The organism is Sporosarcina sp. FSL K6-1540 (genome assembly GCF_038620285.1).
In the GTDB taxonomy this organism is placed as follows: domain Bacteria; phylum Bacillota; class Bacilli; order Bacillales_A; family Planococcaceae; genus Sporosarcina; species Sporosarcina psychrophila.
Window position 1 is genome coordinate 3,767,679 of the sequence record NZ_CP152018.1, and the last position, 23,928, is coordinate 3,791,606.

The 23,928-nt window shown below is 38.8% G+C and carries 22 protein-coding genes; 14 read left to right on the plus strand and 8 right to left on the minus strand.

What is annotated here, in order from left to right; all coding sequences use genetic code 11:
- Positions 1-241 precede the first annotated feature (241 nt).
- The 7 genes from MKY15_RS17675 (at position 242) to MKY15_RS17705 (ending at position 6,813) form a co-directional block, all read left to right on the plus strand.
- On the plus strand, positions 242-577 hold the full coding sequence (locus MKY15_RS17675) for a hypothetical protein (RefSeq protein ID WP_342538129.1): 336 nt from the start codon (positions 242-244) through the stop codon (positions 575-577).
- Between the two features lie 122 nt (positions 578-699).
- Positions 700-906, plus strand: a complete 207-nt coding sequence (locus MKY15_RS17680) for a cysteine-rich CWC family protein (protein ID WP_187047868.1) — start codon at positions 700-702, stop codon at positions 904-906.
- 22 nt (positions 907-928) lie between these two features.
- Positions 929-1,351 carry a DUF1801 domain-containing protein gene (locus tag MKY15_RS17685; RefSeq protein WP_342538130.1) on the plus strand — a complete coding sequence of 141 codons (423 nt, stop codon included), beginning with the start codon at positions 929-931 and terminating at the stop codon, positions 1,349-1,351.
- Positions 1,352-1,583: 232 nt separating this feature from the next.
- The gene (locus MKY15_RS17690; protein WP_067213927.1) at positions 1,584-3,023 is read left to right on the plus strand and encodes a PTS mannitol transporter subunit IICB; all 1,440 of its coding nucleotides are present in this window, start codon (positions 1,584-1,586) and stop codon (positions 3,021-3,023) included.
- An 88-nt stretch (positions 3,024-3,111) separates the two neighbouring features.
- Complete coding sequence (locus MKY15_RS17695) at positions 3,112-5,202, plus strand: PRD domain-containing protein (RefSeq protein WP_342538131.1); 2,091 nt, start codon at positions 3,112-3,114, stop codon at positions 5,200-5,202.
- Positions 5,203-5,219: 17 nt separating this feature from the next.
- Complete coding sequence (locus MKY15_RS17700; protein ID WP_067208818.1) at positions 5,220-5,657, plus strand: PTS sugar transporter subunit IIA; 438 nt, start codon at positions 5,220-5,222, stop codon at positions 5,655-5,657.
- Position 5,658: 1 nt separating this feature from the next.
- Positions 5,659-6,813, plus strand: coding sequence for a mannitol-1-phosphate 5-dehydrogenase (locus MKY15_RS17705; RefSeq protein ID WP_342538132.1), 1,155 nt, complete (start codon positions 5,659-5,661; stop codon positions 6,811-6,813).
- A 218-nt stretch (positions 6,814-7,031) separates the two neighbouring features.
- Here MKY15_RS17705 and MKY15_RS17710 read toward each other — a convergent pair whose 3' ends face one another.
- The 3 genes from MKY15_RS17710 to MKY15_RS17720 all read right to left on the minus strand — a co-directional run bounded on the left by MKY15_RS17710 (position 7,032) and on the right by MKY15_RS17720 (position 9,681).
- The gene (locus MKY15_RS17710) at positions 7,032-8,318 is read right to left on the minus strand and encodes an OFA family MFS transporter (protein ID WP_338652487.1); all 1,287 of its coding nucleotides are present in this window, start codon (positions 8,316-8,318) and stop codon (positions 7,032-7,034) included.
- Positions 8,319-8,505: 187 nt separating this feature from the next.
- Positions 8,506-9,321, minus strand: a complete 816-nt coding sequence (gene fdhD / locus MKY15_RS17715) for a formate dehydrogenase accessory sulfurtransferase FdhD (protein WP_187047673.1) — start codon at positions 9,319-9,321, stop codon at positions 8,506-8,508.
- Positions 9,322-9,681, minus strand: a complete 360-nt coding sequence (locus MKY15_RS17720) for a DUF2294 domain-containing protein (RefSeq protein ID WP_067208827.1) — start codon at positions 9,679-9,681, stop codon at positions 9,322-9,324.
- Between the two features lie 259 nt (positions 9,682-9,940).
- Between MKY15_RS17720 and fdhF the strand changes: the two genes are divergently transcribed.
- Both fdhF and MKY15_RS17730 read left to right on the plus strand, forming a co-directional pair.
- Positions 9,941-12,877, plus strand: coding sequence for a formate dehydrogenase subunit alpha (fdhF, locus tag MKY15_RS17725; protein WP_342538133.1), 2,937 nt, complete (start codon positions 9,941-9,943; stop codon positions 12,875-12,877).
- A gap of 6 nt (positions 12,878-12,883) precedes the next feature.
- Positions 12,884-13,360: a DUF1641 domain-containing protein gene (locus MKY15_RS17730; protein WP_187047676.1), complete on the plus strand. Its 477-nt coding sequence runs from the start codon at positions 12,884-12,886 to the stop codon at positions 13,358-13,360.
- Between the two features lie 116 nt (positions 13,361-13,476).
- On the opposite strand, the gene MKY15_RS17735 is transcribed toward MKY15_RS17730, so the two are convergent.
- Positions 13,477-13,884 carry a DUF4395 domain-containing protein gene (locus MKY15_RS17735; RefSeq protein WP_342538134.1) on the minus strand — a complete coding sequence of 136 codons (408 nt, stop codon included), beginning with the start codon at positions 13,882-13,884 and terminating at the stop codon, positions 13,477-13,479.
- A 1,240-nt stretch (positions 13,885-15,124) separates the two neighbouring features.
- On the minus strand, positions 15,125-15,280 hold the full coding sequence (locus MKY15_RS17740; protein ID WP_082786555.1) for a DUF1540 domain-containing protein: 156 nt from the start codon (positions 15,278-15,280) through the stop codon (positions 15,125-15,127).
- A gap of 344 nt (positions 15,281-15,624) precedes the next feature.
- Between MKY15_RS17740 and purU the strand changes: the two genes are divergently transcribed.
- Positions 15,625-16,533: a formyltetrahydrofolate deformylase gene (gene purU / locus MKY15_RS17745; protein WP_340764576.1), complete on the plus strand. Its 909-nt coding sequence runs from the start codon at positions 15,625-15,627 to the stop codon at positions 16,531-16,533.
- A gap of 182 nt (positions 16,534-16,715) precedes the next feature.
- Here purU and MKY15_RS17750 read toward each other — a convergent pair whose 3' ends face one another.
- Positions 16,716-17,075, minus strand: a complete 360-nt coding sequence (locus MKY15_RS17750) for a collagen-like protein (RefSeq protein WP_187047679.1) — start codon at positions 17,073-17,075, stop codon at positions 16,716-16,718.
- A 328-nt stretch (positions 17,076-17,403) separates the two neighbouring features.
- Between MKY15_RS17750 and MKY15_RS17755 the strand changes: the two genes are divergently transcribed.
- The 4 genes from MKY15_RS17755 (at position 17,404) to MKY15_RS17770 (ending at position 21,473) form a co-directional block, all read left to right on the plus strand.
- Positions 17,404-17,670 (plus strand): phosphocarrier protein HPr, encoded by a 267-nt coding sequence (locus tag MKY15_RS17755; RefSeq protein WP_067208839.1) that lies wholly within the window; start codon positions 17,404-17,406, stop codon positions 17,668-17,670.
- Complete coding sequence (gene ptsP, locus MKY15_RS17760; protein ID WP_340742044.1) at positions 17,670-19,385, plus strand: phosphoenolpyruvate--protein phosphotransferase; 1,716 nt, start codon at positions 17,670-17,672, stop codon at positions 19,383-19,385. Before MKY15_RS17755 ends, ptsP begins: the two co-directional genes overlap by 1 nt.
- Positions 19,386-19,640: 255 nt before the next feature.
- On the plus strand, positions 19,641-20,423 hold the full coding sequence (locus tag MKY15_RS17765; RefSeq protein ID WP_342538136.1) for a Cof-type HAD-IIB family hydrolase: 783 nt from the start codon (positions 19,641-19,643) through the stop codon (positions 20,421-20,423).
- 324 nt (positions 20,424-20,747) lie between these two features.
- A complete protein-coding gene (locus MKY15_RS17770; RefSeq protein WP_187047869.1) occupies positions 20,748-21,473 on the plus strand; it encodes a 3D domain-containing protein in 726 nt (241 codons plus the stop codon).
- 51 nt (positions 21,474-21,524) lie between these two features.
- Here MKY15_RS17770 and nspC read toward each other — a convergent pair whose 3' ends face one another.
- Complete coding sequence (gene nspC / locus MKY15_RS17775; protein WP_067208849.1) at positions 21,525-22,661, minus strand: carboxynorspermidine decarboxylase; 1,137 nt, start codon at positions 22,659-22,661, stop codon at positions 21,525-21,527.
- 13 nt (positions 22,662-22,674) lie between these two features.
- Entirely contained in the window at positions 22,675-23,874 is a 1,200-nt protein-coding gene (locus MKY15_RS17780; RefSeq protein WP_187047683.1) for a saccharopine dehydrogenase family protein, read from the minus strand.
- Positions 23,875-23,928 lie beyond the last annotated feature (54 nt).

A 23,928-nucleotide genomic window follows, 5' to 3' on the forward strand; every position in this document is an offset into this window, starting at 1 on the left:
TGCTCAATTATGTTGCAAAGTTAAATTTTGACTTAGAGAACCAAGTTCCCTTGTTGTTAGCATGAATTAAGCGACGAAAAATAATGAAACCGATGTTCTTATTGTGATACAATACATGCAAAGCATTTGCATAAGCAGGGGGAGTATGGCGTGTATCTTACCAATATCTGAATCAATATATTAAGGATTTCACTAGCTATATAGAAATCTATTTTCCCAGCTTAATTAGGAGGTAAATAGAATGATTTATGTAAAAGGAATTGTATCTTTTCTGTCCAACAGTAAATTACCAAAAACAAAAACATATATGAAAAACAAATTTGTAAGTATGAAAATTATTGAAATAACCGAGCGGTATTCAACTACTGAGGAAGAACAATCTGTAGTGATCACATGTAGTTTTACTGTTTCTATGGACGAAGACTATGTATGCAAATCACTTGAGGATTACAACGGAAAAGTTAAACCTTTTTTACAGAAACATATAAAAAGTTTAATTTATAGAGTAGAAATTCATCACTTAAATTATTTAAGGAACAGTGAAATGAAATCAACTGCTCGTATATCTTCATATTAATTAATCAAAAATTTCTTCTGATGTGTAAGCAATACTAATCGTTTAGTCCTATGACCGTTTAAATGTGTGAGATATGTATAATGAGCTCTGAAATAATCTGTATAAATAAGGGAGGCAAAACGATGGTCCAAGCATTCGATACAGCAGAAAGTTACCAATGTCCTATTTGTAAAGGCAATAATAATTGCTGTAATTCCACAGAGAAATCTCTAGGTATATGTTGGTGTAGTGGAGAGTTCTTTCCGAAAGCAATTTTCGACCTAGTACCTTACGATCAATTGAGAAAATCATGCATATGTAAAAAATGTCTAGACGAGTTCGTAGGGTGATAGAAGAGAGGGGGAATAAAATATGTACGAACAAAAAATGAAGGCAACAGACAATGATGTTATTGAATTTATTGAGAATGTAGAAAATCCGAAAAAACGTGCAGATGCTTACACGCTACTTGATATATTTAAAGAGACGACTGGCTTTGAAGCAAAAATGTGGGGACCAAGCATTATTGGTTTTGGATCGTATCATTATGTATACAAAACGGGCCACGAAGGTGACGCACCTTTGGCAGCTTTCTCTCCGCGAAAAGCAAAAACTAGTTTGTATTTTGCACCCGGAGATAGCGAACGTGATGCATTGTTCGCGACATTTGGAAAACACACTTCTGGCAAAGCATGTGTGTACATTAATAAAGTCGATGATATCGATACGAACGTATTAAAAGAGTTAATTACTCAATCGGTTACGTTTTTGCAAACACAATATCCGGAGAATTAATTACGATTTATCAGCAGATAGATATGCGTTGACCATTAACTAGTTCGAGAACTGTTAATTCTGACAATAAAGAAGAGCTATGTGTATACTTAGTTCCATCAAGCACACACATGGCAACAATAGAAGTGACAAAATAGCGTTTACATTCAATTGCTTAACGAATGTAAACGCTTTATTATTGGTAGTAATCAAACAGTTGTCGCTTTATAAAAAAGGAAGGGAGTGTATGTTTATGGAAAATGAACAGCAAACAAATTCAGGATTCAAAATGAAAGTCCAACGTTTTGGAAGTTTTTTAAGTGGGATGATCATGCCGAATATCGGTGCATTTATTGCTTGGGGGATTATTACAGCATTATTTATTCCGACGGGTTGGATTCCGAACGCAAGCTTTAGTGAATTGGTAGATCCTATGATTTATTACTTATTACCAATTTTAATCGGTTTTACAGGTGGCCGTCTTGTCCATGATATTCGTGGGGGAGTCGTTGGGGCAATTGTCACAATGGGGGTTATTGTTGGAGCACCAGATGCTCCAATGTTCCTCGGTGCAATGATTGTAGGACCTTTAGGTGGATGGTCCATTAAACAATTTGATAAATTAGTTGAAGGGAAAATAAAATCAGGTTTTGAAATGCTTGTCAATAACTTTTCATCAGGTATTATTGGCTTCATTTTAGCTTTAGTTGCTTTTAAAGGAATTGGCCCAGTTGTAGAGGCGTTGAATAAAGCTCTTGGAGCAGGTGTGCAAGCGATTGTCGATGCGAATTTATTGCCAATTGCTAGCATATTGATAGAGCCAGCAAAAGTGTTGTTTTTAAATAATGCTATTAACCATGGTGTGTTAAGTCCGATTGGGCTTGAGCAAGCTACACAAACAGGTAAATCGATTCTCTTTCTATTAGAGGCCAATCCAGGACCCGGTCTCGGGATATTACTTGCGTATATGATTTTTGGTAAAGGGATGGCGAAGCAAACGGCATCAGGGGCAGGGATCATTCATTTCCTCGGGGGGATTCATGAAATTTATTTCCCTTACATTTTAATGAGACCATTGCTATTGGTTGCTGCCATTGCAGGAGGCGCTACGGGCGTATTTACATTTCAATTATTGGGAGGCGGCTTGGTTGCCACGGCATCGCCAGGTAGTATTTTTGCCATCCTTGCCATGACGCCAAAAGGTGGCTTTGTAGCTGTTATCGCGGGCGTGCTCTTTGCAACAGTTGTGTCATTCATTGTAGCATCGATCATCTTAAAAACAGGCAAGGAAACTGAAGAGGATGACTTGTTAAAAGCTACGGAAAAAACGTCTGCGTTAAAAGGTAAAGAGAGCCGTGCAGCAGACTTTATGCAACAATCGATTGCTGAAGAAGCTGTTCAAGAAGTGTCATTTGCAAATGTCGAAAGTATTATTTTTGCATGTGATGCAGGCATGGGTTCCAGCGCAATGGGTGCCTCAATTTTGAGGAATAAAGTGAAAAAAGCTGATATTGATGTTGCGGTTTCGAATATGGCTATCAGTAACTTACCGCCCGATGCGGAAGTAGTAATCACTCATAAAGATCTAACTGAGCGTGCGAAAGCAAAATCACCAAACGCATATCATATTTCTGTCGAAAACTTTTTAAATAGTCCGAGATACGATGAACTTCTTGAAAAACTGAAAAAGTAATGAGTGTACACTTAAACTCAGCCTAATTCGAAAGAAATTAGGCTGAGTTTTACCAATGATTATAGAGCATTTCAGTGGGGTGTTTAACGTGGATATTTCAGCTCGGGAAAAAGTTATCTTGGATGAATTGATCAACAGAAGTGAAGAAGTAACAATTAAAGAGTTATCGGAGAAAATAGCAGTCAGCCCTCGGACCATTCACCGCGATTTGAATACGATAGAAAAGTTATTGCATCCATACAACCTTGAACTTATAAGGAAAACTGGGGTTGGCATTCAGATTCTAGGGGAAGAAACAAATAAGGAAATATTAAAACAAAAGCTAAACACTTTCTCCTCTCGCGAGTATACATTGGACGAAAGGCAAACAATGATTCTTTGCACATTATATGAATCAACAGAACCTGTGAAGCTGTTTGCGCTCGCAAATGAACTAGGAGTAGCGATTGCAACGATTAGTTCAGATTTACTAAAGCTAGAGGAACAATTAAAACCCTTTCAACTTTTAATAGTGAAAAAAAGAGGGTATGGAATTAAAATAAGCGGATCCGAAAAAGCAAAACGAAGAGCAATGAGCTACGTGATTGCCAAGACTTTAAAAGAAGACGAGTTGTTTTCATTTATTAAAGAACGTATCCAGAAGAAGTCTGGGAATCACGAAAGTTCTATATCCAAACGGTTATTACATCTTGTTGATAGGAAAAAATTACTTGTTATTGAAGATGTCATGCAACAATTAAATCGAGTACTACCATTTCCAATTACGGACAATGCTTATGTCGGACTCATCGTTCATTTAACTTTGGCAATTGAACGTATTATGTTAGGTGAAAACATTCAGATGGATACGATATATTTGGAGCAGTTAACAAAGGAACCGGAATACCATATTGCACACGAAATTATCACTAAATTAGCGACCCGTTTCCAGATTGATATCCCTAATGCTGAGATTGGATATATTACGATGCATCTTCAAGGAGCTAAGCTTCGTCATAATGAAGGACAATTACTTGAAGCTTCCAATTTGGAAACGTTCATGCAAGCGAAGAAACTGATTCAGTACATGGAAGATGCTACGGGTGAAGATTTGAAGGATAACGCGCCCCTTCTAGAAGGTCTTGTTACACATTTGAAGCCTGCGATTTATCGAATTCGACAGAATATGGGTATCACCAATCCATTGTTGAAAAATATTCGTAAAGACTATGAAGAACTGTTTCAACTAGTTAAGGATGCAGTAGGAGAAGTATTTCCAGAATTACGAGTTCCCGATGAAGAGATAGGTTACTTAGTTATGCACTTCGGATCTGTTTTACTTGGCTTGAGGGGCGAAAAGGACTTAAAAGCCTATATTGTTTGTTCTAGTGGCATTGGAACTTCGAAAATGCTTGTATCGCGACTTCAACGGGAAATACCAGAAATTGCAGAAGTAGTGAATGTATCTCTATTTGAATTGAATGAACTTCAAATCTCAGATAGAGACTTAATTATTTCCACTATTTACTTACAAGATTTTACTAAGGAATATATGATCGTCAGTCCTTTTATGACACAAGAAGAAATTAAGCAAGTTCAGCTGTATGCAAGAAGGCAGATGCTTATAAAAAAACCGGTTGCCTTGTTAAATCGTGTTCGTTCAAGCGTTGATGAAATAATTAACAGAATGAAAAATATCCAATTATACACGGAAACTGTAGCCGAGTTATTATCGGGTTTTCAGCATTCATCACAAAATGAATATATGTCGATAAAAAAGTGTATACGGGTAGCATGCCATCAATTGGAAATGCAAAAAATTATAAAAGATGATGAAATTGTAGCAAATGCTCTATTTGCAAGAGAAGCTCTTGGTGGGATAGGAATACCTGAAACAAAGCTCGCTTTATTTCACACCCGTCATGAACAAGTTCTAAAGCCTTCGTTTACGATTCAAACACTCAAAGACCCAATCGTTATGACAGCAATGGACGGAAATGATAGCGAAGTCAAGCATTTATTACTGTTGTTAGCACCCCATCAATACCATAAACAGGGTTTAGAAGTACTGAGTTTCATTAGTGCACTAATTATTGAAAACGAAAAAAGTGTCGAATTGTTTGAATCCAATCAGGGGACGCTTATCCATTCTTATTTGGCACAGAAATTTGTGCAGTTCATAGATGAAAAAATAAATTGACTAGAGGAGTTTTTATAATGACATTACCAATTTTATCAATCGAAAACATTGTGTTGAATCAAGTACTGGCAACAAAAGAAGAAGCAATCCGCTTAACAGGGAAAATCCTTTTTGACAGAGGCTATGTTCAGTCAAGTTATATAGAAAAAATGCTTCAACGTGAAGAAATGACATCTACGTACATGGGCAATTTTGTAGCCATTCCACATGGTACAGACGATGCAAAACAAGAAGTGAAGGAGTCAGGTATTGCGATTATTCAAGTGCCTGGGGGTGTGGATTTCGGAGATGGGAATATCGTGAAATTGATCTTTGGGATTGCTGGAAAAGGGGATGAGCATTTAGAAATCCTGTCGAATATTGCAATCGTAGTTTCTGATGAAGAAAATGTAGAAGCAATTGTGTATGCATCATCTAAAGATGAAGTCTTATCCTTCTTTGAAGGAGTGAACTAACATGATCGCTGTTCATTTTGGCGCTGGAAATATAGGAAGAGGTTTCATTGGAAACTTATTGTATCAATCCGGATTTGAAACATGCTTTGTAGATGTGAACAGCGAGCTTGTTAATTTGATAAACGAAAAAAAACAATACCGTGTTGAACTTGCAAATGAAGCTCACGAAGGACTACTTGTGAAAAATGTTCGCGCTATTAATAGTGCGACGGATCCGGAATTAGTAATCGAAACAATTGCCAAAGCCGATCTTGTAACAGCGGCGGTTGGGCCGAATGTATTGCCCTTTATCGCGGGATTACTTGCTGATGGACTTAAGGAGCGTCTCATTCAAACGGGACAACCGTTAACAATCATCGCTTGTGAAAATATGATTGGTGGAAGTGCTTTTCTTAAAGAAAAAGTATATGAAAAGTTAACTGAAGACGAAAAATCCCAATTCGATCACTGTTTTAGCTTTCCGAATGCAGCGGTAGATCGGATTGTCCCGAACCAGATAAATGAAGACAAGACAGCGGTTCAAGTGGAGCCATTTTATGAATGGGTAGTTGATGAATCGGAGATCATTGGTGAAAATCCGCCTGTTAAAGGGATTACGTTCGTTAAAGATTTGGAACCATATATTGAAAGGAAATTATATACGGTAAATACAGGCCATGCTGCCGTTGCTTACTTTGGTTATTTGGCAGGTATCAGGAGAATGGACGAAGCACTTGCGAGTGAAGAAATCAAAACTATGACTGAGAATGTCTTGCAAGAAACCGGTAAATTACTCATTGCTAAATATCAATTTAATGAGCAAGAGCATGGCGATTATATACAAAAAATTATGGGGCGTTTTGCAAATCCCTTTATATCTGATGATGTAACACGAGTGGGTCGTTCACCTTTACGTAAACTCAAATTCAATGATAGGCTGGTCGGCCCAGCAACTCAATACGTGGAGTTGTTTGACGAGACACCGACTTTCTTGGCGATGGGAATTGCAGCAGCATTGCGTTATGATTATTTGGAAGATCCCGAAGCAAAGCTCATTCAAGAAACAATTCAGCGGCAAGGTGTTCGTCATGCAATTGAAACATTTACTGGTTTGAAGGCTGGAACAGCTCTATTTACAGCGATTGAAGAGGGATATCAAAAACTTAAGGGAAATTAAATTACAGTAATGACATAATTGAATGATGGCTGAAAGTATAAGGAGTTGTCATCTATATAAAAAGAAGCTCATTTGCATGCAGATGAGCTTCTTTTTATATAAGAAAAAATGAAGTTAAAATCGATCTTGTTTTGTCAGGTAGAGATGGATTAGCTGCTTAAGCATTTAGAATTTGAGATGGCTATCCATGTTTTCGAGATTACTTGCGGCAGTGATAATCATCCACTTACAACTTTTTCTAAGGGCTTAAGTGCGGGTTTTTCGCCTTCCACTTGAACTTTTCTAATATCAACTCTGATTAATATGGAAATAACGAATGCAACTACAAACAAACCAGCGAAATAGAGCAAGCTGCTTTCGTAACTACCCGTCATATCTTTCATCCATGCAGCGAACATAGGCCCAGCAAGACCAGCTGCCGACCAAGCAGTTAGTATATAACCGTGGATTGCACCAAGCTGTTTCGTTCCGAAAATGTCGGCAATGTATGCGGGAATGGATGCGAAACCACCGCCATAGCATGTGTAAATGACTGCGAGCATAATTTGAAATAGCAGTGCATTTGTTGTGAAAGGCAATAGTGCAAACAAAAAGATTTGGATTACAAAAAATGTGGTATATGTGTTTTGTCTACCTATATAATCAGAAGTAGCCGCCCAGCCAAGTCTGCCGGCTCCATTAAAGATACCGAGGACCCCGACGAGTGCTGCAGCCTGTATAGTTGTCATACCGATACTGTCAATTGCGAGTGGTTTTGCGGCTGATAATATACCAATGCCACATGTGACATTAATAAAGAGCATTAGCCATAAATAGTAAAAACGTTTGGTTTTCACTGCTTCATTCGCTGTCAATTGTGCCAAGTCTCTCTTTTGTTCGATTTTTCCTGCTTTAACTTTTTCAATAAATCCAGCGGGTGCCCAGCCTTCTTCAGGCTTTTCAAGATATAAAGAGGATAAAATCATAACTAAAAAGTAAGAAACACCCAAAATAAAGAATGTGTTTTTTAGCCCAACAGAAGTAATAAGCGCTTCCATAATTGGGCTACTAATAGCTGCAGCAAAACCGAATCCCATAATGGCAAGACCGGTCGCAAGTCCACGGCGGTCAGGGAACCATTTTACAAGAGTGGAAACTGGCGCAATGTAACCAACGCCAAGCCCAATCCCACCCAGTACCCCATAAAATAAATATAGTAATGGAAGCGAGGAAGCGCTTACAGCAAACCCGGAACCAATTACACCCGAGCCAAAACAAATAGCTGCCATGATTCCCGCTTTCCTTGGCCCATATTTCTCCACGAAGTGACCAAGAAATGCTGCAGACAGCCCCAAAAATAGAATGGCGATACTGAATGTGAGTTGTACTTGACTTGTGGACCAACCAAACTGATCGATTAATGGATTTGTAAAATTGCTCCAAGCATATACTGAGCCGATAGAAATATGAATACCAACTGCGGATGCGGCAATCAACCACCTGTTCTTCGTTTTATTCCCCTTCAAACCTTTTCCCCCTTTATGAAAATATGAAATTAAACAGATATAAACCTGTAATCCCCAAAGGTAATTTCGAGCAGCTGAGCCCCTATATTTAAATAGCCTTTTATTTACATGAAAGATGTATAATGTGTTAATGTTAGACATTTCAGTCATCTTAGCATTCATTGCCAATTTTGTCACGAATGTTTTTTTAGTGTTGAAAAATATTGTTGTTTTCTTCGATAATGATCCGATCCGGGTGAGTGTACAGATTGAATGAATTTTGCCGTATAAATCCGACTGTAGTAATTCCGAGTTCTTCTGCGAGTGTCAATGCCAATTCAGTAGGGGCTGATTTTGAAAGTACAATTTCACAGCCGATTTTTGCCACTTTCAATAAAATCTCCGATGAGATACGGCCACTAAACACAATTATTTTGTCTTTTACTGAAATAGTATTTCTTAAACAATGACCGTAAATTTTATCTAAAGCATTATGTCTGCCAATATCCATCCTTGACAGCACAATGCCAGTAGGATCACAGAGTGCTGCATTATGGACACCTCCAGTTTTATGAAACATGTCTGCTGATTGATCCATTTGCTCCATCAGAAAAAAGCAATCTTCCGGGGTAAGCGTTACATGGGTTCCTGTCATTCTTTTCACTGTTAATGCATCGTTAGCAAACACAAAACCTTGTCGGCTCATGCCGCAACAGGAGGTGATGTAGCGTTTGTTCAGCAATTTTTCGTAAAAAGGATACATCTTGTCCGTTTTGATATGGACAATACCCAATTCTTCCTGTAGAGAAATGTCTTTGATATCTTCATACTTTGGGATGACACCTTCAGATGCCAAAAAACCGACCGCCATGTCTTCGATGTACTCAGGCGAGCAAACGATTGTTGCAAATTCTTGGTCATTGATTTTGATAGTGACGGGGTGTTCGACTACAATTTGGTCTTCCTTTTTCGAGAAATATCCGTTTGAGTATCGAAAAACAGTCCGTTTCTTATCTTGTTCCATCTACTTTCCCCCCTTGTGTTCAATTTGCCGGTCGAAAAGAAATACGGAAATTGCAATGTCCTCTTCCAATTTGATGTCCGAGAAAAGGTGGACAAATTTAGCCCCGACGAGTTCTTCCATGCCATCGGGTGGTGCTTTTTGATAGACATCTTGAATCATTCTAGTTCTTGCAGCATGGATCATTTCTTTTCCTTCTGGTGTACTGGCAATAAATTTTTCAGTTGGAGTCAAGTTCCCGTAGAGTGTTGAAATAATCATATTATCAACAAAAACCGTGTGGATTCTTTCAGGTCCCTTCCCGAATAAGTCTTTGCGTAGCTTTCTGATAATATCATTAAAATCATGTATTCTTTTTAACATGTATTTATTCCTCCTCCGTGGTAAAAGAAAATAGTTCAAAAGCTGAAAAATAGATTGTTTATTCTTTCAACTTAAAATATACTAGTGTCTAAGAGGTGTTACAGTATGAACTGCTGTGGCATTATCGAACGTTAAATAGAAATATGGATTGGTAGTTTAACATGTCCTGTTAGAAGACTATTCCACTATGAAAGTGCACTTGTCAAGTCGGTGTATTTTTTCATGGTGGTTTTTTATTTATAAAAAAGGAGGCGCATACATGCCAATCAAGATTAACGGTTCCAATTATGACTTCGTGGAAGGCAAGACGATCCTTGAGGTGATCAATCAGTATCAAATTGATCATCCGCAAATATGTTACTTACCTGAAGTGGACCCAATTGAGACATGTGATACGTGTATCTTGGAAGTAGATGGCCGTCTAATGCGTGCTTGTTCAACAAAAGCTGTCTCTGGAATGAGCGTAGAGCTGGCTTCAACTCGTGCTAAAGAAGCGCAGACGGAGGCAATGGATCGAATTCTAGAAAATCACCTTTTGTATTGTACAGTGTGTGACAACAATAATGGCAACTGTAAAATACATAATACGGTGGATATGATGGAAATCGAACATCAAAAATATCCATATGAACCAAAATGCACACAGGAAAGTGTTGATTTTACACACCCATTTTACCGTTACGACCCAAATCAGTGCATTGCTTGCGGCCAGTGTGTTGAAGTATGCCAAAATTTACAGGTAAATGAAACCTTATCGATTGATTGGGAGAGGGACCGTCCAATTGTTCTGTGGGATGGGGGCGCGAAAATTAATGACTCATCTTGTGTAGGCTGCGGCCACTGTGTTACCGTATGCCCATGCAATGCACTAATGGAAAAATCAATGCTTGGTGAAGCCGGATTCATGACCGGGCTAAAAGAGGAAATCCTGACGCCGATGATTGAACTTGTCAAAGATGTTGAGCCCGGGTATAGCGGCATTATGGCCGTATCAGATGTTGAATCGGCGATGCGCGATACGAGGACGAAGAAAACGAAAACAGTATGTACATTCTGCGGTGTTGGGTGCTCATTTGAAGTGTGGACGAAAGATAGAAAAATTTTGAAAATCCAGCCCGTTTCAGATGCCCCAGTCAACGCGATTTCGACATGTATAAAAGGGAAATTCGGGTGGGATTTCGTCAACAGCGAGGAACGAATTACGACACCACTTATCCGAAAAGGCGATTCTTTTGTTGAAGCTACGTGGGAAGAAGCGCTTGACCTTGTTGCTTTGAAACTAGGTACAATAAAAAAAGAGTATGGAAAAGAAGCTGTTGGCATCATTTCATCTTCGAAGATTACAAATGAGGAAAACTATGTGATTCAAAAATTAGCACGTCAAGTATTTGAAACAAATAACGTTGATAACTGCTCACGCTATTGTCAATCACCAGCGACAGACGGTCTATTCCGTACAGTAGGGATGGGCGGAGACGCTGGAACTATTAAAGACATAGCGAAGGCTGGTCTTGTCATTATTGTCGGGGCTAACCCAGCTGAAGGACATCCAGTTCTGGCCACTCGTGTGAAGCGTGCACATAAGCTGCACGGACAAAAATTGATTGTCGCCGATTTGCGAAAAAATGAAATGGCTGACCGCTCTGATATCTTTATAAGTCCGAAGCAGGGAACTGATCAAGTATGGCTCATGGCAGTGACAAAGTACATGATTGATAAAGGATGGCATGATCAGTCGTTTATTGATGAAAATGTCCATTACTTGGGTGAATTCAAAGAAGTTCTTGAGAAATATACACTCGACTATGCTGAAACAGTATGTGGTGTATCAAGGGATATGCTAATCAAGACAGCGGAAATGATTCGTGATGCAGACGGTACTTGTATTCTTTGGGGAATGGGTGTCACACAAAATACTGGTGGATCGGATACTTCCGCCGCAATCTCCAATTTGTTACTTGCGACAGGTAATTATCGACGTCCTGGTGCTGGGGCTTATCCGCTACGTGGACATAATAACGTACAGGGTGCATGTGATATGGGATCGCTACCAGGATGGCTACCAGGCTATCAACACGTCACTGATGATAAAGCACGTCAAAAGTTCGAAAAGGCATACGGCGTGAAAATCCATGATAAGCCCGGACTTGATAATATTCAGATGCTACATTCCGTCGATGCTGAAATCATGAAAGCCATGTATATAGTTGGTGAAGATATGGCGCTCGTCGATTCTAATGCGAACTATGTACACGATGTCTTGTCTAAGCTCGACTTTCTCGTTGTGCAGGATATTTTCTTCTCAAGGACTGCGCAATATGCAGATGTCATTTTACCGGCGGTTCCATCACTTGAAAAAGACGGAACATTTACAAATACGGAAAGACGTGTGCAGCGTTTATACAAAGCACTTCCGGAATTGGGAGACGCACGGGCGGACTGGTGGATTGTACAGGAAATCGCTAACCGTCTCGGTGCAGAATGGAACTACAGTCATCCGAGTGAGATTTTTGCGGAAATGGCTAGCCTTTCACCGTTATTTAGTCAAGCTGATTATAGCGTAATGGAAGATTGGGACAGCTTCTTATGGGGCAGTTTGGATGGTGAAAGTACACCGCTGTTGTACGTGAACGGATTTAATTTCCCTGATAAAAAGGCTCGTTTTGCTCTGTCTGACTGGGTGGAACCTGTAGAGTTTCCCTTAGAATATGATCTCCACATCAATAACGGGCGTTTGCTAGAACATTTCCACGAAGGCAATATGACGAATAAATCGGATGGAATTCAGAAGAAAGTGCCGGAGGTTTTCGTTGAAGTTTCACCGGAACTTGCGAAAGAGCGTGGTGTGTTAAGCGGTTCCCTTGTACGCTTGATTTCGCCATATGGCGCTTTAAAATTACCAGCACTCGTAACGGACCGTGTAAAGAAAAATGAATTGTTCTTGCCGATGAACTCAGTTGAAAAAGAATCAGCCATTAATTTCCTAACCGGTCCTGCAGTCGATCAGCGCACGAATACACCAGCGTATAAACAGACGATGGTACGAATGGAAGTACTTCGAAAAGAAGGCGAAAACCCGTTGCCTAAGTCGAACCATCGTAATAAAGAGCGTCACCCACAAAATGGTGTTGAAGTGGAGCGGAAATGGGCTCGTCCAGGATATATACAATTAACTGAAGCTAAGAAAGAAAGGTGATATACGATGGCGGCACCAATTACTTCTATTAAATGGAACGAACTGACACCACAAGAAATCAAACAGAATAAACTGGGTGAGCTACAGTCATTAATTGCCGAACAAGACCAGGCACTCAATAAAATACTTGAAATTACTGGGGAGTTGGATGACGCAGGCGTCTTCGATGCACTGAAGGCGATGGTGAAAGCAAAGGCTGATATCGCGAAAATTGCAGTAGACCAAGCATCACGTGACCCAGTAACCAATATTATCAACCATGTGCTACATGCAACTAGTGTGATTTCATCTATTGACCCTGATGTTACAGCGAAACTTGCTGCGAGCGTTAAAAGTGGATTGAATGAAGCTGAGCTTTATAGCGGTAATGGGCAAAAAGTAAGTATTTTTCAATTGATGACTGCATTAAATGATCCTGATACGAACCGTGCCGTGAAATTTGGACTAGATTTTCTGAAAGGGATGGGCAAAGGGTTAGAATAAGATAGCAAGTAGTAGAAGGTTCGAAAAAGTACCAGTAATACGTCTCGATTACACACAAATAAAATGAAATCAGCCATACATGTTAATGGCTGATTTCATTTTGTGTTACACAGTACTTAATTACGTCGATAACTCCATTGTTGGTATTGGAAGCGTACAAAGCAACCTATGCAAAAACCTAGGATTGCGATGAGTGCAGCTATGCCAACCATCGTCGTAGCGATATTAAATAATATAGTCCAATTCAATAAAAAGCTTACACATGCAACGAATAAAAATCCGACAGCCAACCATTGGTTAAATCGTAACTGCGCGTAGTCTTCTTGAATATATTGATTAGCCGGTTTAGCTAAAAAATGCTTAACAAGTACTAAAATCGGATGGAATCCCGTCAATAAACTTGAAACATTTGCGATTAATGGAATGAGTAATATCCAAGCTGACTGTGTTAGAAGTGCAATAATTACAGTCAAAACAATCGTCCATTGATTTGCCATTACTAAAGGTTTTGGTATTGTTTTCACATTAAAACCTACTATTCTAATTGGATTTTATACTATTATATGTTATGGTGACCGGAATGTACATGAGTAAGAGGAATAAAAATAGAGCAGGTTTTAGATATTTACCTAAAATTGAAGTTCGAGGTTTCCATACATATAAAAGAGACCCATTATATTTTGACTTTAAATCATTATTCTATTCAGTGTATTGCATAGTTACTCTTGCATCATTCATTAGTCAAAGCGACAGCATTGCGTTGAAGGACAAGTGACGCTTCTAGATGTAAACAACCAAAATTGTTTTCAGTAAAGGGTTAATTTATGAATAAAAAAGCTTTTTACTTGCGATGTTTACAGTCATTGAATGGGATCAGGATTCGCTACTATACGTGCTAGTTTACTAGGAGGCTATAACCAGGCAATTTGATACTTACTCGGTTTTAATAGTATCTAGCGTTTTCGTAATTTATGCCCTCTGGCTTGGAACTAAATTCCGGTCACCTAAAAAAAGAGGATATTCTGAAGATAGGTGTACTTGGTTAGATTGGGATTAGTGTCTACCACTGGGGAGTTACATATAGAAGAAGTGACAGTTTCTTCAGGTTCCGAAGAAATTTTCATTGCTTCTGCACCTGTTTACACAGCATTGATAGCTGTCATATTTCTGAAAGAGCGGTTAAGTACTCTCGCTTGGGTGGGGATGTTTGTCGGGATTATCGAAATTTTTCTCATTACAGCTGGATCTAAGGGAACATCTTTCACTATTTCAAAAGGAGTTATTTTCATTTTGAGCGCATCTATTGTAACATCTTTTTTCTTCGTTTTCCAAAAATCACTATTGAGATGTTATCGTTCCAATGAAATAACCACATACTTCACTTGGGGGGGAACTGCCATTCTTCATTTACTTCCCAGGTCTCTTACAAGGCATTCAGGGTGCTACAAATGAAGCTAATTTGTCGACTATTTATTTGGAGGTTTTCCGGAGGCAGCTGCTTATGTTACATGGGCTACGGAACTTTCATTGGGAGAGACGGGTTCAGTTGCAAGTATGTTATATGCTGAACCAGTTGTTGCCATTAATGTCGCCATTGCGAGTGATCCGATTTATGTAAATAAACACGTTATAAATTGTTAATTATTCAAGAAAATGAAAGACACCAGATTCCAAAACAGTCAGAATTGCTTTAGAATCTGGCGCTTTCCACAGTGCATGATACTAAGCTTGAACTAAATTATAAATAATCGAATACGTCGTCATTCAATCTCTTGGCACGAATGTTTTACAATCCGTTTCTTCACTACTTGTTGCTTTTTTTCCTTTTTGGCTGACTACGTAGATAGAATTCGCTTTACATTTGTTTCCGGGACCCCAGAATTTACAGTTACTCACTTCGCAAAGAATTTCTTGAGCCATAGTATCACACCTCCTTTTTATTATGATGAGCAAAAACAGAGGATTAATACTTTTTTCTTTTAAAAGCATCTATTAAGAAAACTATCATGATTTTAAAAAATGGGGTACAATTGAAAACATTGCTCAAGCGCGTAGTATGACCAATAATATTAACTATAGTAGTTGAATAAATGAATACCCTATATAAACTTAATGAGGGCACCTTACAAGGTGTAGCCGAAGTCCTAATGCTGCAGCGAAGCAAGTTAGCATAGGGCGGGAAGTATCCTTAGCGATATAGTTAGTTCAATGGAGTTCTTTATTTCAACACATATAGCATGATTATCATTAGGAGCTGTTCGTAAATGTCTATTAAAACAGAAGTTGAAATGAAATTGAAACAACAGGGAAATCAAAGTGAAAATCGGGGGCGACTGTTAGTAAAATGTCCGGATAAACCTGGAATTGTATCGATGTTGTCGACATTTTTACTTAATCATGATTCGAATATCATTGAATCAAGTCAGTATTCGAATGATCCCGAAAAGGGAAACTTTTTTATTCGAATGGAATTTTACTGTGAAAATTTGAAAGAAAAGTCAGCGCAAATGGAAAGTGATTTTGAGGAAATTGCTACCAATCATTCTATGGATTACCACTTTGCTTACGAAAGTGAACGGAAGCGGACAGCTATCTTTGTTTCAAAAGAGCCACATTGTTTGATTGAACTTTTGTGGGAATGGCAAAATGGTGACTTGGACACAGATATTGTAGTCGTTGTAAGTAACCATGAGGACGCACGGGAGATGGTCGAATCTTTAGGAATTCCTTTTCACTATATTCCTGCCAATAAGGACATTCGGAAAAAAGTAGAAGAAGAACAGATTCGCCTAATGGAAGAATATAGTGTTGATTTACTAATTCTTGCTCGCTATATGCAAATTCTTACGCCTGACTTTGTAAATCATTTTCAACATCGAATCATTAACATTCATCACTCTTTCTTGCCGGCGTTTATTGGAGCCCGACCATATGAACGGGCATATGATCGTGGTGTGAAACTGATAGGGGCTACTTCCCATTATGTAACAAACGATCTTGACGAAGGTCCAATAATTGAACAGGATATCGAGCGGGTAGATCATCGTGATGACGTAATAGATTTGAAAAAAATTGGAAGCCGTATTGAGCGACGTGTTCTTGCAAAAGCTGTAAAGTGGCACCTCGAAAATCGAATTATTGTCGAAGGTAACAAAACGATTGTGTTTCATTAATATTGGGTTTTTGCGTTTGGTACAGATTTTAAATAGTTAAGGAATCTAGTTTCATAGCGCCTGGAATCAGTATGTAAGTCAATGTAACGACATAATAAATAAGGCCAATTTCTCAATTAAACACGAATGATTACAATGTCGTGTTTAGTAGAAACTGGTCCTTTTTATTTATTGAATTATTACTATGTGCACTGAAAAGATATGATTTTATCCAAGTCTATTCTCCATGGAAGCCATGCATAGCCATCCCATTTAAAACCCGTGGTTGTAAAATAATCGATGTAAGTTGGATGAAACCAAAATGATGTTCGGTTTACGAGACGTAGGTAAGTATCGCGATATAAGCAACCTCGTAACGCGCCTGGATCTATGGAAAGTGGTCCAGTTTGTTGTTTTGGGATAGTAGATGGCGGTGGATTGGTCGGTGCTGCACCTTGTTTCGTAAATTGAACTTGTTCTTGATTTTTTGGATAATGTGGCTGTCCAAAGGGGAGTTCCGAGTTATTGGGATTGTGCGGGACTGGAAACTGATCGTCAGACAAAATTGAGTGCCTCCTTTTTCGATATATACCTAGTAGTATATGTGAGAATCATATTTTGGGACCTGGTTAGTAAAGTGCTACCTTGCCGGAATCAAGTAAGTGAAGAATTTAGCTGTCTGCTAAGGGAAGAAGCCAGTATAGGAGTTATGTCCGTTCCTTATATGAGTAAGGGCCGATGATAACATATCGATTACAATTAAATGAAGGATCAGAAATGTGTAATGAAGATGTAAAAGAGGAGTTTTTTTGGGTTAGATCCTTTTCTATCCCGACCCAAAATGATAAGCTTGGTAAGTAAGTATTATTTTAATGAGGGAGTATGATTTAAATGGTTGAAAAACAATTTATAGTTACGGATGAGCAGGGGATTCATGCGCGACCCGCTTCAATATTAGTAAGTACAGCAACCAAATTCAAATCCGATATAAACTTGGTTTACAATGAGAAAAACGTCAATTTAAAATCAATTCTTGGCGTAATGTCTTTAGGTATTGGTTTAGGTGGAGAATTTAAAATTAGCGCCACTGGAATCGATGAACAGGATGCACTTAACGAACTTGAAGAAGCGTTGAAAAACGGAGGACTGACTAACTAATGAGCCTACTTCATGGGATTTCTGCATCAAATGGTATAGCGATAGCAAAAGCGTACCGTTTTGTTGAGCCAGATCTATCTTTCAGTAAAAAAACTGTTGAAGACATTCCGGAAGAACTTTCACGTTTTCAGTCAGCTGTCTCTATTTCGAAAAGTGAGTTAGAGTCAATTCGCGATACCGCTGCAAAAGGACTTGGTGCAGATGAAGCAGCTATCTTCGATGCACATATATTAGTTTTACTTGATCCGGAGCTTCTGACTTCAATTGAAGATAAAATTAAAACAGATCATGTGAATGCTGAACACGCACTCAAAGAAACGTCTGATATGTTTATTACAATGTTCGAGCAAATGGATAATGAATATATGAGAGAACGGGCTTCGGACATTCGTGATGTTGCGAAACGTTTGCTGTCCCATTTGCTAAATGTTGAAATTGTAAATCCGAGCATGATTTCTGAAAAAGTAATTATTATCGCAGAAGATTTAACACCTTCAGACACGGCGCAGTTAAATCGTGAATTTGTAAAAGGTTTTACAACTAATATTGGTGGGAAGACTTCCCATTCTGCGATTATGGCGCGCACATTGGAAATTCCCGCAGTTGTAGGTACGAAGGAGGCGACTAAGCTTATTCAGGACGGTGACATCATTATTGTTGATGGGTTTAAAGGAGAGGTACATATTAATCCTACTCCGGATGTCATTGCTACATACGAAAATGAACAATTGAAGTATGAGCAACAAAAAGCTGAATGGACAAAGCTAGTAGATGAAAAAACAACTACTGCTGATGGTCATCATGTTGAGTTAGCTGCAAATATCGGCACCCCGGAAGACTTAGAGGGAGTCATCAGTAATGGTGGAGAAGGGATCGGATTATACAGAACCGAGTTTTTGTATATGGGCAGAAACCAACTCCCAACTGAAGAAGAGCAGTACGAGGCATATAAGAAGGTTCTACAGGGAATGTCAGGTAAACCGGTCGTTGTTCGGACCCTTGATATTGGCGGGGATAAAGAACTCCCTTATTTAAATCTCCCTAAAGAAATGAATCCATTCCTAGGACTTCGCGCTATTCGTTTATGTTTGGAAGAGCAGGATATTTTCAGAACGCAATTAAGAGCTCTTTTAAGAGCCAGTTCATATGGGAATTTGAAAATCATGTTCCCGATGATTGCAACTCTTGATGAGTTCCGCCAGGCTAAAGCAATTTTGGAGGAAGAGAAACAAGAACTCCTAAATAACAATATAAATGTTGCCACTACTATTGAGGTTGGCATCATGGTAGAAATCCCTTCCACTGCAATACTGGCAGATCAGTTCGCGAAGGAAGTTGATTTCTTTAGTATTGGAACCAACGATTTAATCCAATATACGATGGCTGCTGATCGTATGAATGAACGCGTTGCCTATTTATATCAACCTTATAATCCAGCAATTCTACGGTTGGTCAAGATGGTTATTGACGCCTCACATAAGGAAGGAAAATGGACTGGGATGTGTGGGGAAATGGCAGGGGATGAAATCGCTATTCCTTTACTATTGGGACTAGGCCTTGATGAATTCTCGATGAGTGCCACATCCATTTTAAAGGCCCGTACTCAAATTCTAAAATTGAACAAAAGCGATATGGTAGAACTTGCGAATGAAGCCTTGCAGATGTCAACAGCTGAGGATGTAGTTCAAGCAGTTATGGCCCGCAGCAATTTGTAATTCAAAACAGTTATCATAAAACAGCATCCCAGAACTTGATTAATCGTTCAGGGGTGTTGTCTTTATTTATTGTTTTGCTGTATTCTTGTGTCAAACACCAACACCACTGTTATTCCTACGACGCCATTCTAAAGAATCTTATTTGTTGATGTATGTTAGAATTACCCCGCAATTAGCCTCGAATTAGTATGAAATAAGAATCACACTTTTAAAATTGAACCAAATATGAATTCATTCTGTAATGGGGGAAATAAAATGACTAAAAAAATGATTATGTTTGATATTGACGGAACTCTTTTAGACCACGATAAGAAATTACCTGCTTCTGCGAAGGAAGCTGTTAAATCTTTAAAAGAAGCAGGACATGAAGTTGCCTTTGCGACGGGGCGTGCTCCTTACTTTATCGAAGATTTGAGGAAAGAATTGGAGATTGATTCTTTCATTTGTTTTAATGGTCAGTATGTTGAAATTGAAAATGAAGTCATTTATAAAAACCCTATTGATAGAGAATTATTAGCGCATTTATCGGGTTTTTCCACAACGCAAAATCATCCACTTGTTTATATGGGTGCAGAATTTATGAGATCCACTTTTGACTATCATTCTGATATAGAAGAATCTCTTACCTCCCTTAATATTGATACTACTCAAATAGAAATGGACGCTAGTTACTACAACGATACTGAAATTTATCAAACACTCCTGTATTGCAAAGAACATGAAGAAACATTATATCGAGACAATTTGCGAAAATTGAACTTTATCCGTTGGCATGAATATTCGATGGATGTTCTACCTCTTGGCGGCTCTAAAGCGAAGGGAATTGAAAAGTTCATTGAGAAGAAAGGATTCTCGAAAGATCAAGTCTATGCTTTTGGTGATAATTTAAATGATATTGAAATGCTTCAGTATGCTGGACATAGTGTTGCGATGGGGAATGCACCTGAGGAAGTGAAAAAAGCAGCAAGATATGTTACGAAAGATGTGGGCGAAGATGGTATTGCTTACGGATTGCAGATGGTTGGATTATTATCTTAACTAATTGGAGACATAAATGATCTATTACAATTGCCTACAGTGAAAACAACAATTAGTCATTCAAATGAATGGCTGATTGTTGTTTTTATTTTCGTGGATTTAATTCGATAACTTACACATTATGTAATAAGATTTCATCGCTAAATCGCTAATAATACCCTATTCTCAAAACAAATTTTAGTTGTTTTGGAGAAGGGTTTCTTTTTATTTAATTAGAATGTTTGTTTTTCAAAGATTCGGGGCAATACTTGTGGAAACAAATTATCGATTGCTGTTTAGGATAAGCAATCGTATTTGAAATGAAGGAGGAGACTTTTGTTGAAAATGAAAATATTTTTGTTAGCTCTAATTTTTGCGTTTTCCACTTATTCAGTAACAGATGCGGCGATACTCTCAGATGCCCAACTGAGTGATGATGAACTGACATATTTACAAACCCTTTCAAATGCAGTTGACATGATTTTGGGAGAAGCAGAAGAAAGTAAGGTACCTGATCAAGAAGTAGTAGATCAGGAATTAGTCGCACCAGTGGAATCAACTCCGAAGCCGAAAAGCTATACAGTAAACGCAGGCGATAATTTGTATCGAATTGCACTTAATCATAACATTACTATAGATTCTCTCACGAGTTGGAACGGCCTAACAGGCGAGGTGATCCACCCTGGTGATGTATTAATCGTCAGTGGGCATGTAGCAGATGCGGGAACGAAAGATACAATTGCGGCTGCAATCGTGCCAACGCCACCACCTGCAAGTGATGGAAAAGAGATGCTGGTTACAGCGACAGCCTATACAGCCTACTGTACGGGCTGTTCAGGAACTACCGCTTACGGCATTGACTTACGTTCTAATCCAAATCAGAAAGTAATTGCAGTAGATCCAAAACTTATTCCGCTAGGTACAAAGGTTTGGGTGGAAGGCTATGGAGAAGCGATAGCTGGAGATACAGGAGGAGCCATTAAAGGGAATAAAATCGATGTTTTCATTCCATCTTATAATAATGCAATGGAGTGGGGAGTCAAAAAAGTGAAACTTAAAGTACTCAATTAATAAAGAAAACCTGTGCAAAAATAGTATTTTTGCACAGGTTTTTCATTTTGGTTAAGATAGACGGTTTCTAAAATCGTCATACCCAAACTGTTTAATCACTTGAATACCATCACTAACGGTATTTAAGGCGATAGAAGGTAAGTTAACACCATTAAATGTATTGTTTTTCACCATCGAGTAGTGGCCCATATCACAAAAGACAAGCTTATCACCAGGCTTTAATGGCTCATCAAAAGAATAATCGCCAATGACGTCTCCAGCTAGGCAAGTAGGTCCACCGAATCGATAGGTGTAAGCCTTTTCGTTTGGCATTCCTGCACCAATGATTTCAGGGCGATAGGGCATCTCCAGTACATCAGGCATATGACATGCTGCTGAAGTATCTAAAATAGCAATTGGCATACCGTTGTGGAGGGTGTCCAAAACAGTCGCAACAAGATAGCCAGTATTCAATGCAACAGCTTCACCAGGCTCTAAATACACTTGTACACCGTATTTATTCTTCATAAACAGTATCGAACGGATAAGTGTTTCGATATCATAATCGGGTCTTGTGATATGATGCCCACCGCCGAAGTTGATCCACTTCATATTTTTAATGTATTCCCCAAACTTTTCATCGACAACTTGCACGGTGCGCTCCAGCGTATCAGAGTTTTGTTCGCACATCGTATGGAAGTGTAAGCCATCGATGCCTTCAAGTTGGTCCGCTTCAAAATTCTCAAGCGTAACGCCAAACCTTGAATGCGAAAAACAAGGATTGTACATATCGACTTCGATTTCAGAGTATTCAGGATTAATGCGAAGTCCAATTTCTATTTGTTTTGGATGGTTTTTAATTTTTTCTTTGAATTGATTATATTGTTGAAACGAATTAAAGACGATGTGATCTGAATAAGAAAGAATCTCATCAATCTCTGTTTCCGAAAAGGCAGGGGCGTAGGTGTGTACTTCCTTGCCCATTTCTTCGAAGCCTAGTCTTGCTTCGTGTACGGAACTAGATGTTACCCCGTTCAAGTATTCTCCGATTAACGGATAAACTGAGAACATCGAAAATCCTTTTTGAGCAAGTAGAATCTTACAGCCCGTCTGGTCAATAACAGACTTCATTTTTTCCAAGTTTTTAATAAGCAATCCTTCGTCCACTACATAGCAGGGGGAGGGGAGTGCATTTAAATCAATATTCAATTTCAAGCCCTCCTCAGTCAATCAATTCAGGATTGAAGCTTTCCTGCCATGGTAGACCATATTTGTTGAGTGCTTCCATGAATGGATCAGGATTGAACTCTTCGATATTGTGTACGCCAGGATTCTTCCATTTACCCGTCATTACCAGCATCGCACCGATCATTGCAGGGACACCTGTTGTATACGAAATTGCTTGTGAACCTACTTCTTTGTAACATTCTTGATGGTCACAAATATTGTAAACATAATACGTTTTCTCTTCGCCGTCTTTGATACCTTGGAAAATACAGCCGATATTCGTTTTTCCTATTGTTCTTGGCCCAAGAGAAGCTGGATCCGGTAGCACAGCTTTTAAGAATTGAAGGGGAGCGATTTCTTTCCCTTCGAAAAGGATTGGTTCAATAGAAGTCATTCCAACGTTTTCAAGCACTTTTAAGTGGTTCAAATAGTTCTCTGAGAACGTCATCCAGAAACGAATTTTTTTGATACCTGTAATATTGAGTGCAAGGGATTCCAGTTCCTCGTGATGTAATAAGTAAACATCTTTTGGACCGATTTCAGGAAGATTATAGACACGTTTAATTGATAATGGTTCAGTTTCGATGAACTCACCATTTTCAAAATAGCTTCCATTAGCTGTGATTTCACGGATGTTAATTTCAGGATTAAAGTTAGTAGCGAACGGATAGCCGTGATCACCAGCGTTTGCGTCCACAATGTCAATCGTATGAATTTCATCGAAATGATGTTTTAGTGCATGCGCAGAGAAGACACCTGTAACGCCCGGATCGAAGCCACTTCCAAGTAGTGCAGTGATGCCAGCTTTTTCAAAACGTTCTCTGTAAGCCCATTGCCAGCTGTATTCAAACTTAGCTTCGTCAAGAGGTTCGTAGTTTGCAGTATCGACATAGTCAACGCCAGTAGCAAGACATGCATCCATGATCGTTAAATCCTGATATGGCAATGCAACGTTAATGACGATATCTGGTTGGAATTTATTAATAAGTTCAACCAGTTCTTCCACATTATCAGCATCTACTTGCGCCGTTTGAATTTTAGTACGGCCGCCATCCAGTTTTTCTTTTAACGCATCACATTTAGATACTGTACGACTTGCGATACAGATTTCTTCGAATACGTCAGGAACCTGACAACATTTATGAACAACTACTCCTGCAACTCCACCAGCACCAATAATTAACGCTTTTCCCATAATGAACACCCGCCTATAATATAGTTTTTTTTAGATTGAAAAGTTGAAGTAAAG

What these genes read in the sequence shown, in the direction of transcription:
- MKY15_RS17675 (WP_342538129.1), top strand. Translation starts at nt 242, where the DNA reads ATGATTTATGTAAAAGGAATTGTATCTTTTCTGTCCAACAGTAAATTA.
- MKY15_RS17680 (WP_187047868.1), top strand. Translation starts at nt 700, where the DNA reads ATGGTCCAAGCATTCGATACAGCAGAAAGTTACCAATGTCCTATTTGT.
- MKY15_RS17685 (WP_342538130.1), top strand. Translation starts at nt 929, where the DNA reads ATGTACGAACAAAAAATGAAGGCAACAGACAATGATGTTATTGAATTT.
- MKY15_RS17690 (WP_067213927.1), top strand. Translation starts at nt 1,584, where the DNA reads ATGGAAAATGAACAGCAAACAAATTCAGGATTCAAAATGAAAGTCCAA.
- MKY15_RS17700 (WP_067208818.1), top strand. Translation starts at nt 5,220, where the DNA reads ATGACATTACCAATTTTATCAATCGAAAACATTGTGTTGAATCAAGTA.
- MKY15_RS17705 (WP_342538132.1), top strand. Translation starts at nt 5,659, where the DNA reads ATGATCGCTGTTCATTTTGGCGCTGGAAATATAGGAAGAGGTTTCATT.
- fdhD (WP_187047673.1), bottom strand. Translation starts at nt 9,321, where the DNA reads ATGGAACAAGATAAGAAACGGACTGTTTTTCGATACTCAAACGGATAT.
- MKY15_RS17720 (WP_067208827.1), bottom strand. Translation starts at nt 9,681, where the DNA reads ATGTTAAAAAGAATACATGATTTTAATGATATTATCAGAAAGCTACGC.
- fdhF (WP_342538133.1), top strand. Translation starts at nt 9,941, where the DNA reads ATGCCAATCAAGATTAACGGTTCCAATTATGACTTCGTGGAAGGCAAG.
- MKY15_RS17730 (WP_187047676.1), top strand. Translation starts at nt 12,884, where the DNA reads ATGGCGGCACCAATTACTTCTATTAAATGGAACGAACTGACACCACAA.
- MKY15_RS17740 (WP_082786555.1), bottom strand. Translation starts at nt 15,280, where the DNA reads ATGGCTCAAGAAATTCTTTGCGAAGTGAGTAACTGTAAATTCTGGGGT.
- purU (WP_340764576.1), top strand. Translation starts at nt 15,625, where the DNA reads ATGTCTATTAAAACAGAAGTTGAAATGAAATTGAAACAACAGGGAAAT.
- MKY15_RS17755 (WP_067208839.1), top strand. Translation starts at nt 17,404, where the DNA reads ATGGTTGAAAAACAATTTATAGTTACGGATGAGCAGGGGATTCATGCG.
- ptsP (WP_340742044.1), top strand. Translation starts at nt 17,670, where the DNA reads ATGAGCCTACTTCATGGGATTTCTGCATCAAATGGTATAGCGATAGCA.
- MKY15_RS17765 (WP_342538136.1), top strand. Translation starts at nt 19,641, where the DNA reads ATGACTAAAAAAATGATTATGTTTGATATTGACGGAACTCTTTTAGAC.
- MKY15_RS17770 (WP_187047869.1), top strand. Translation starts at nt 20,748, where the DNA reads ATGAAAATATTTTTGTTAGCTCTAATTTTTGCGTTTTCCACTTATTCA.
- MKY15_RS17780 (WP_187047683.1), bottom strand. Translation starts at nt 23,874, where the DNA reads ATGGGAAAAGCGTTAATTATTGGTGCTGGTGGAGTTGCAGGAGTAGTT.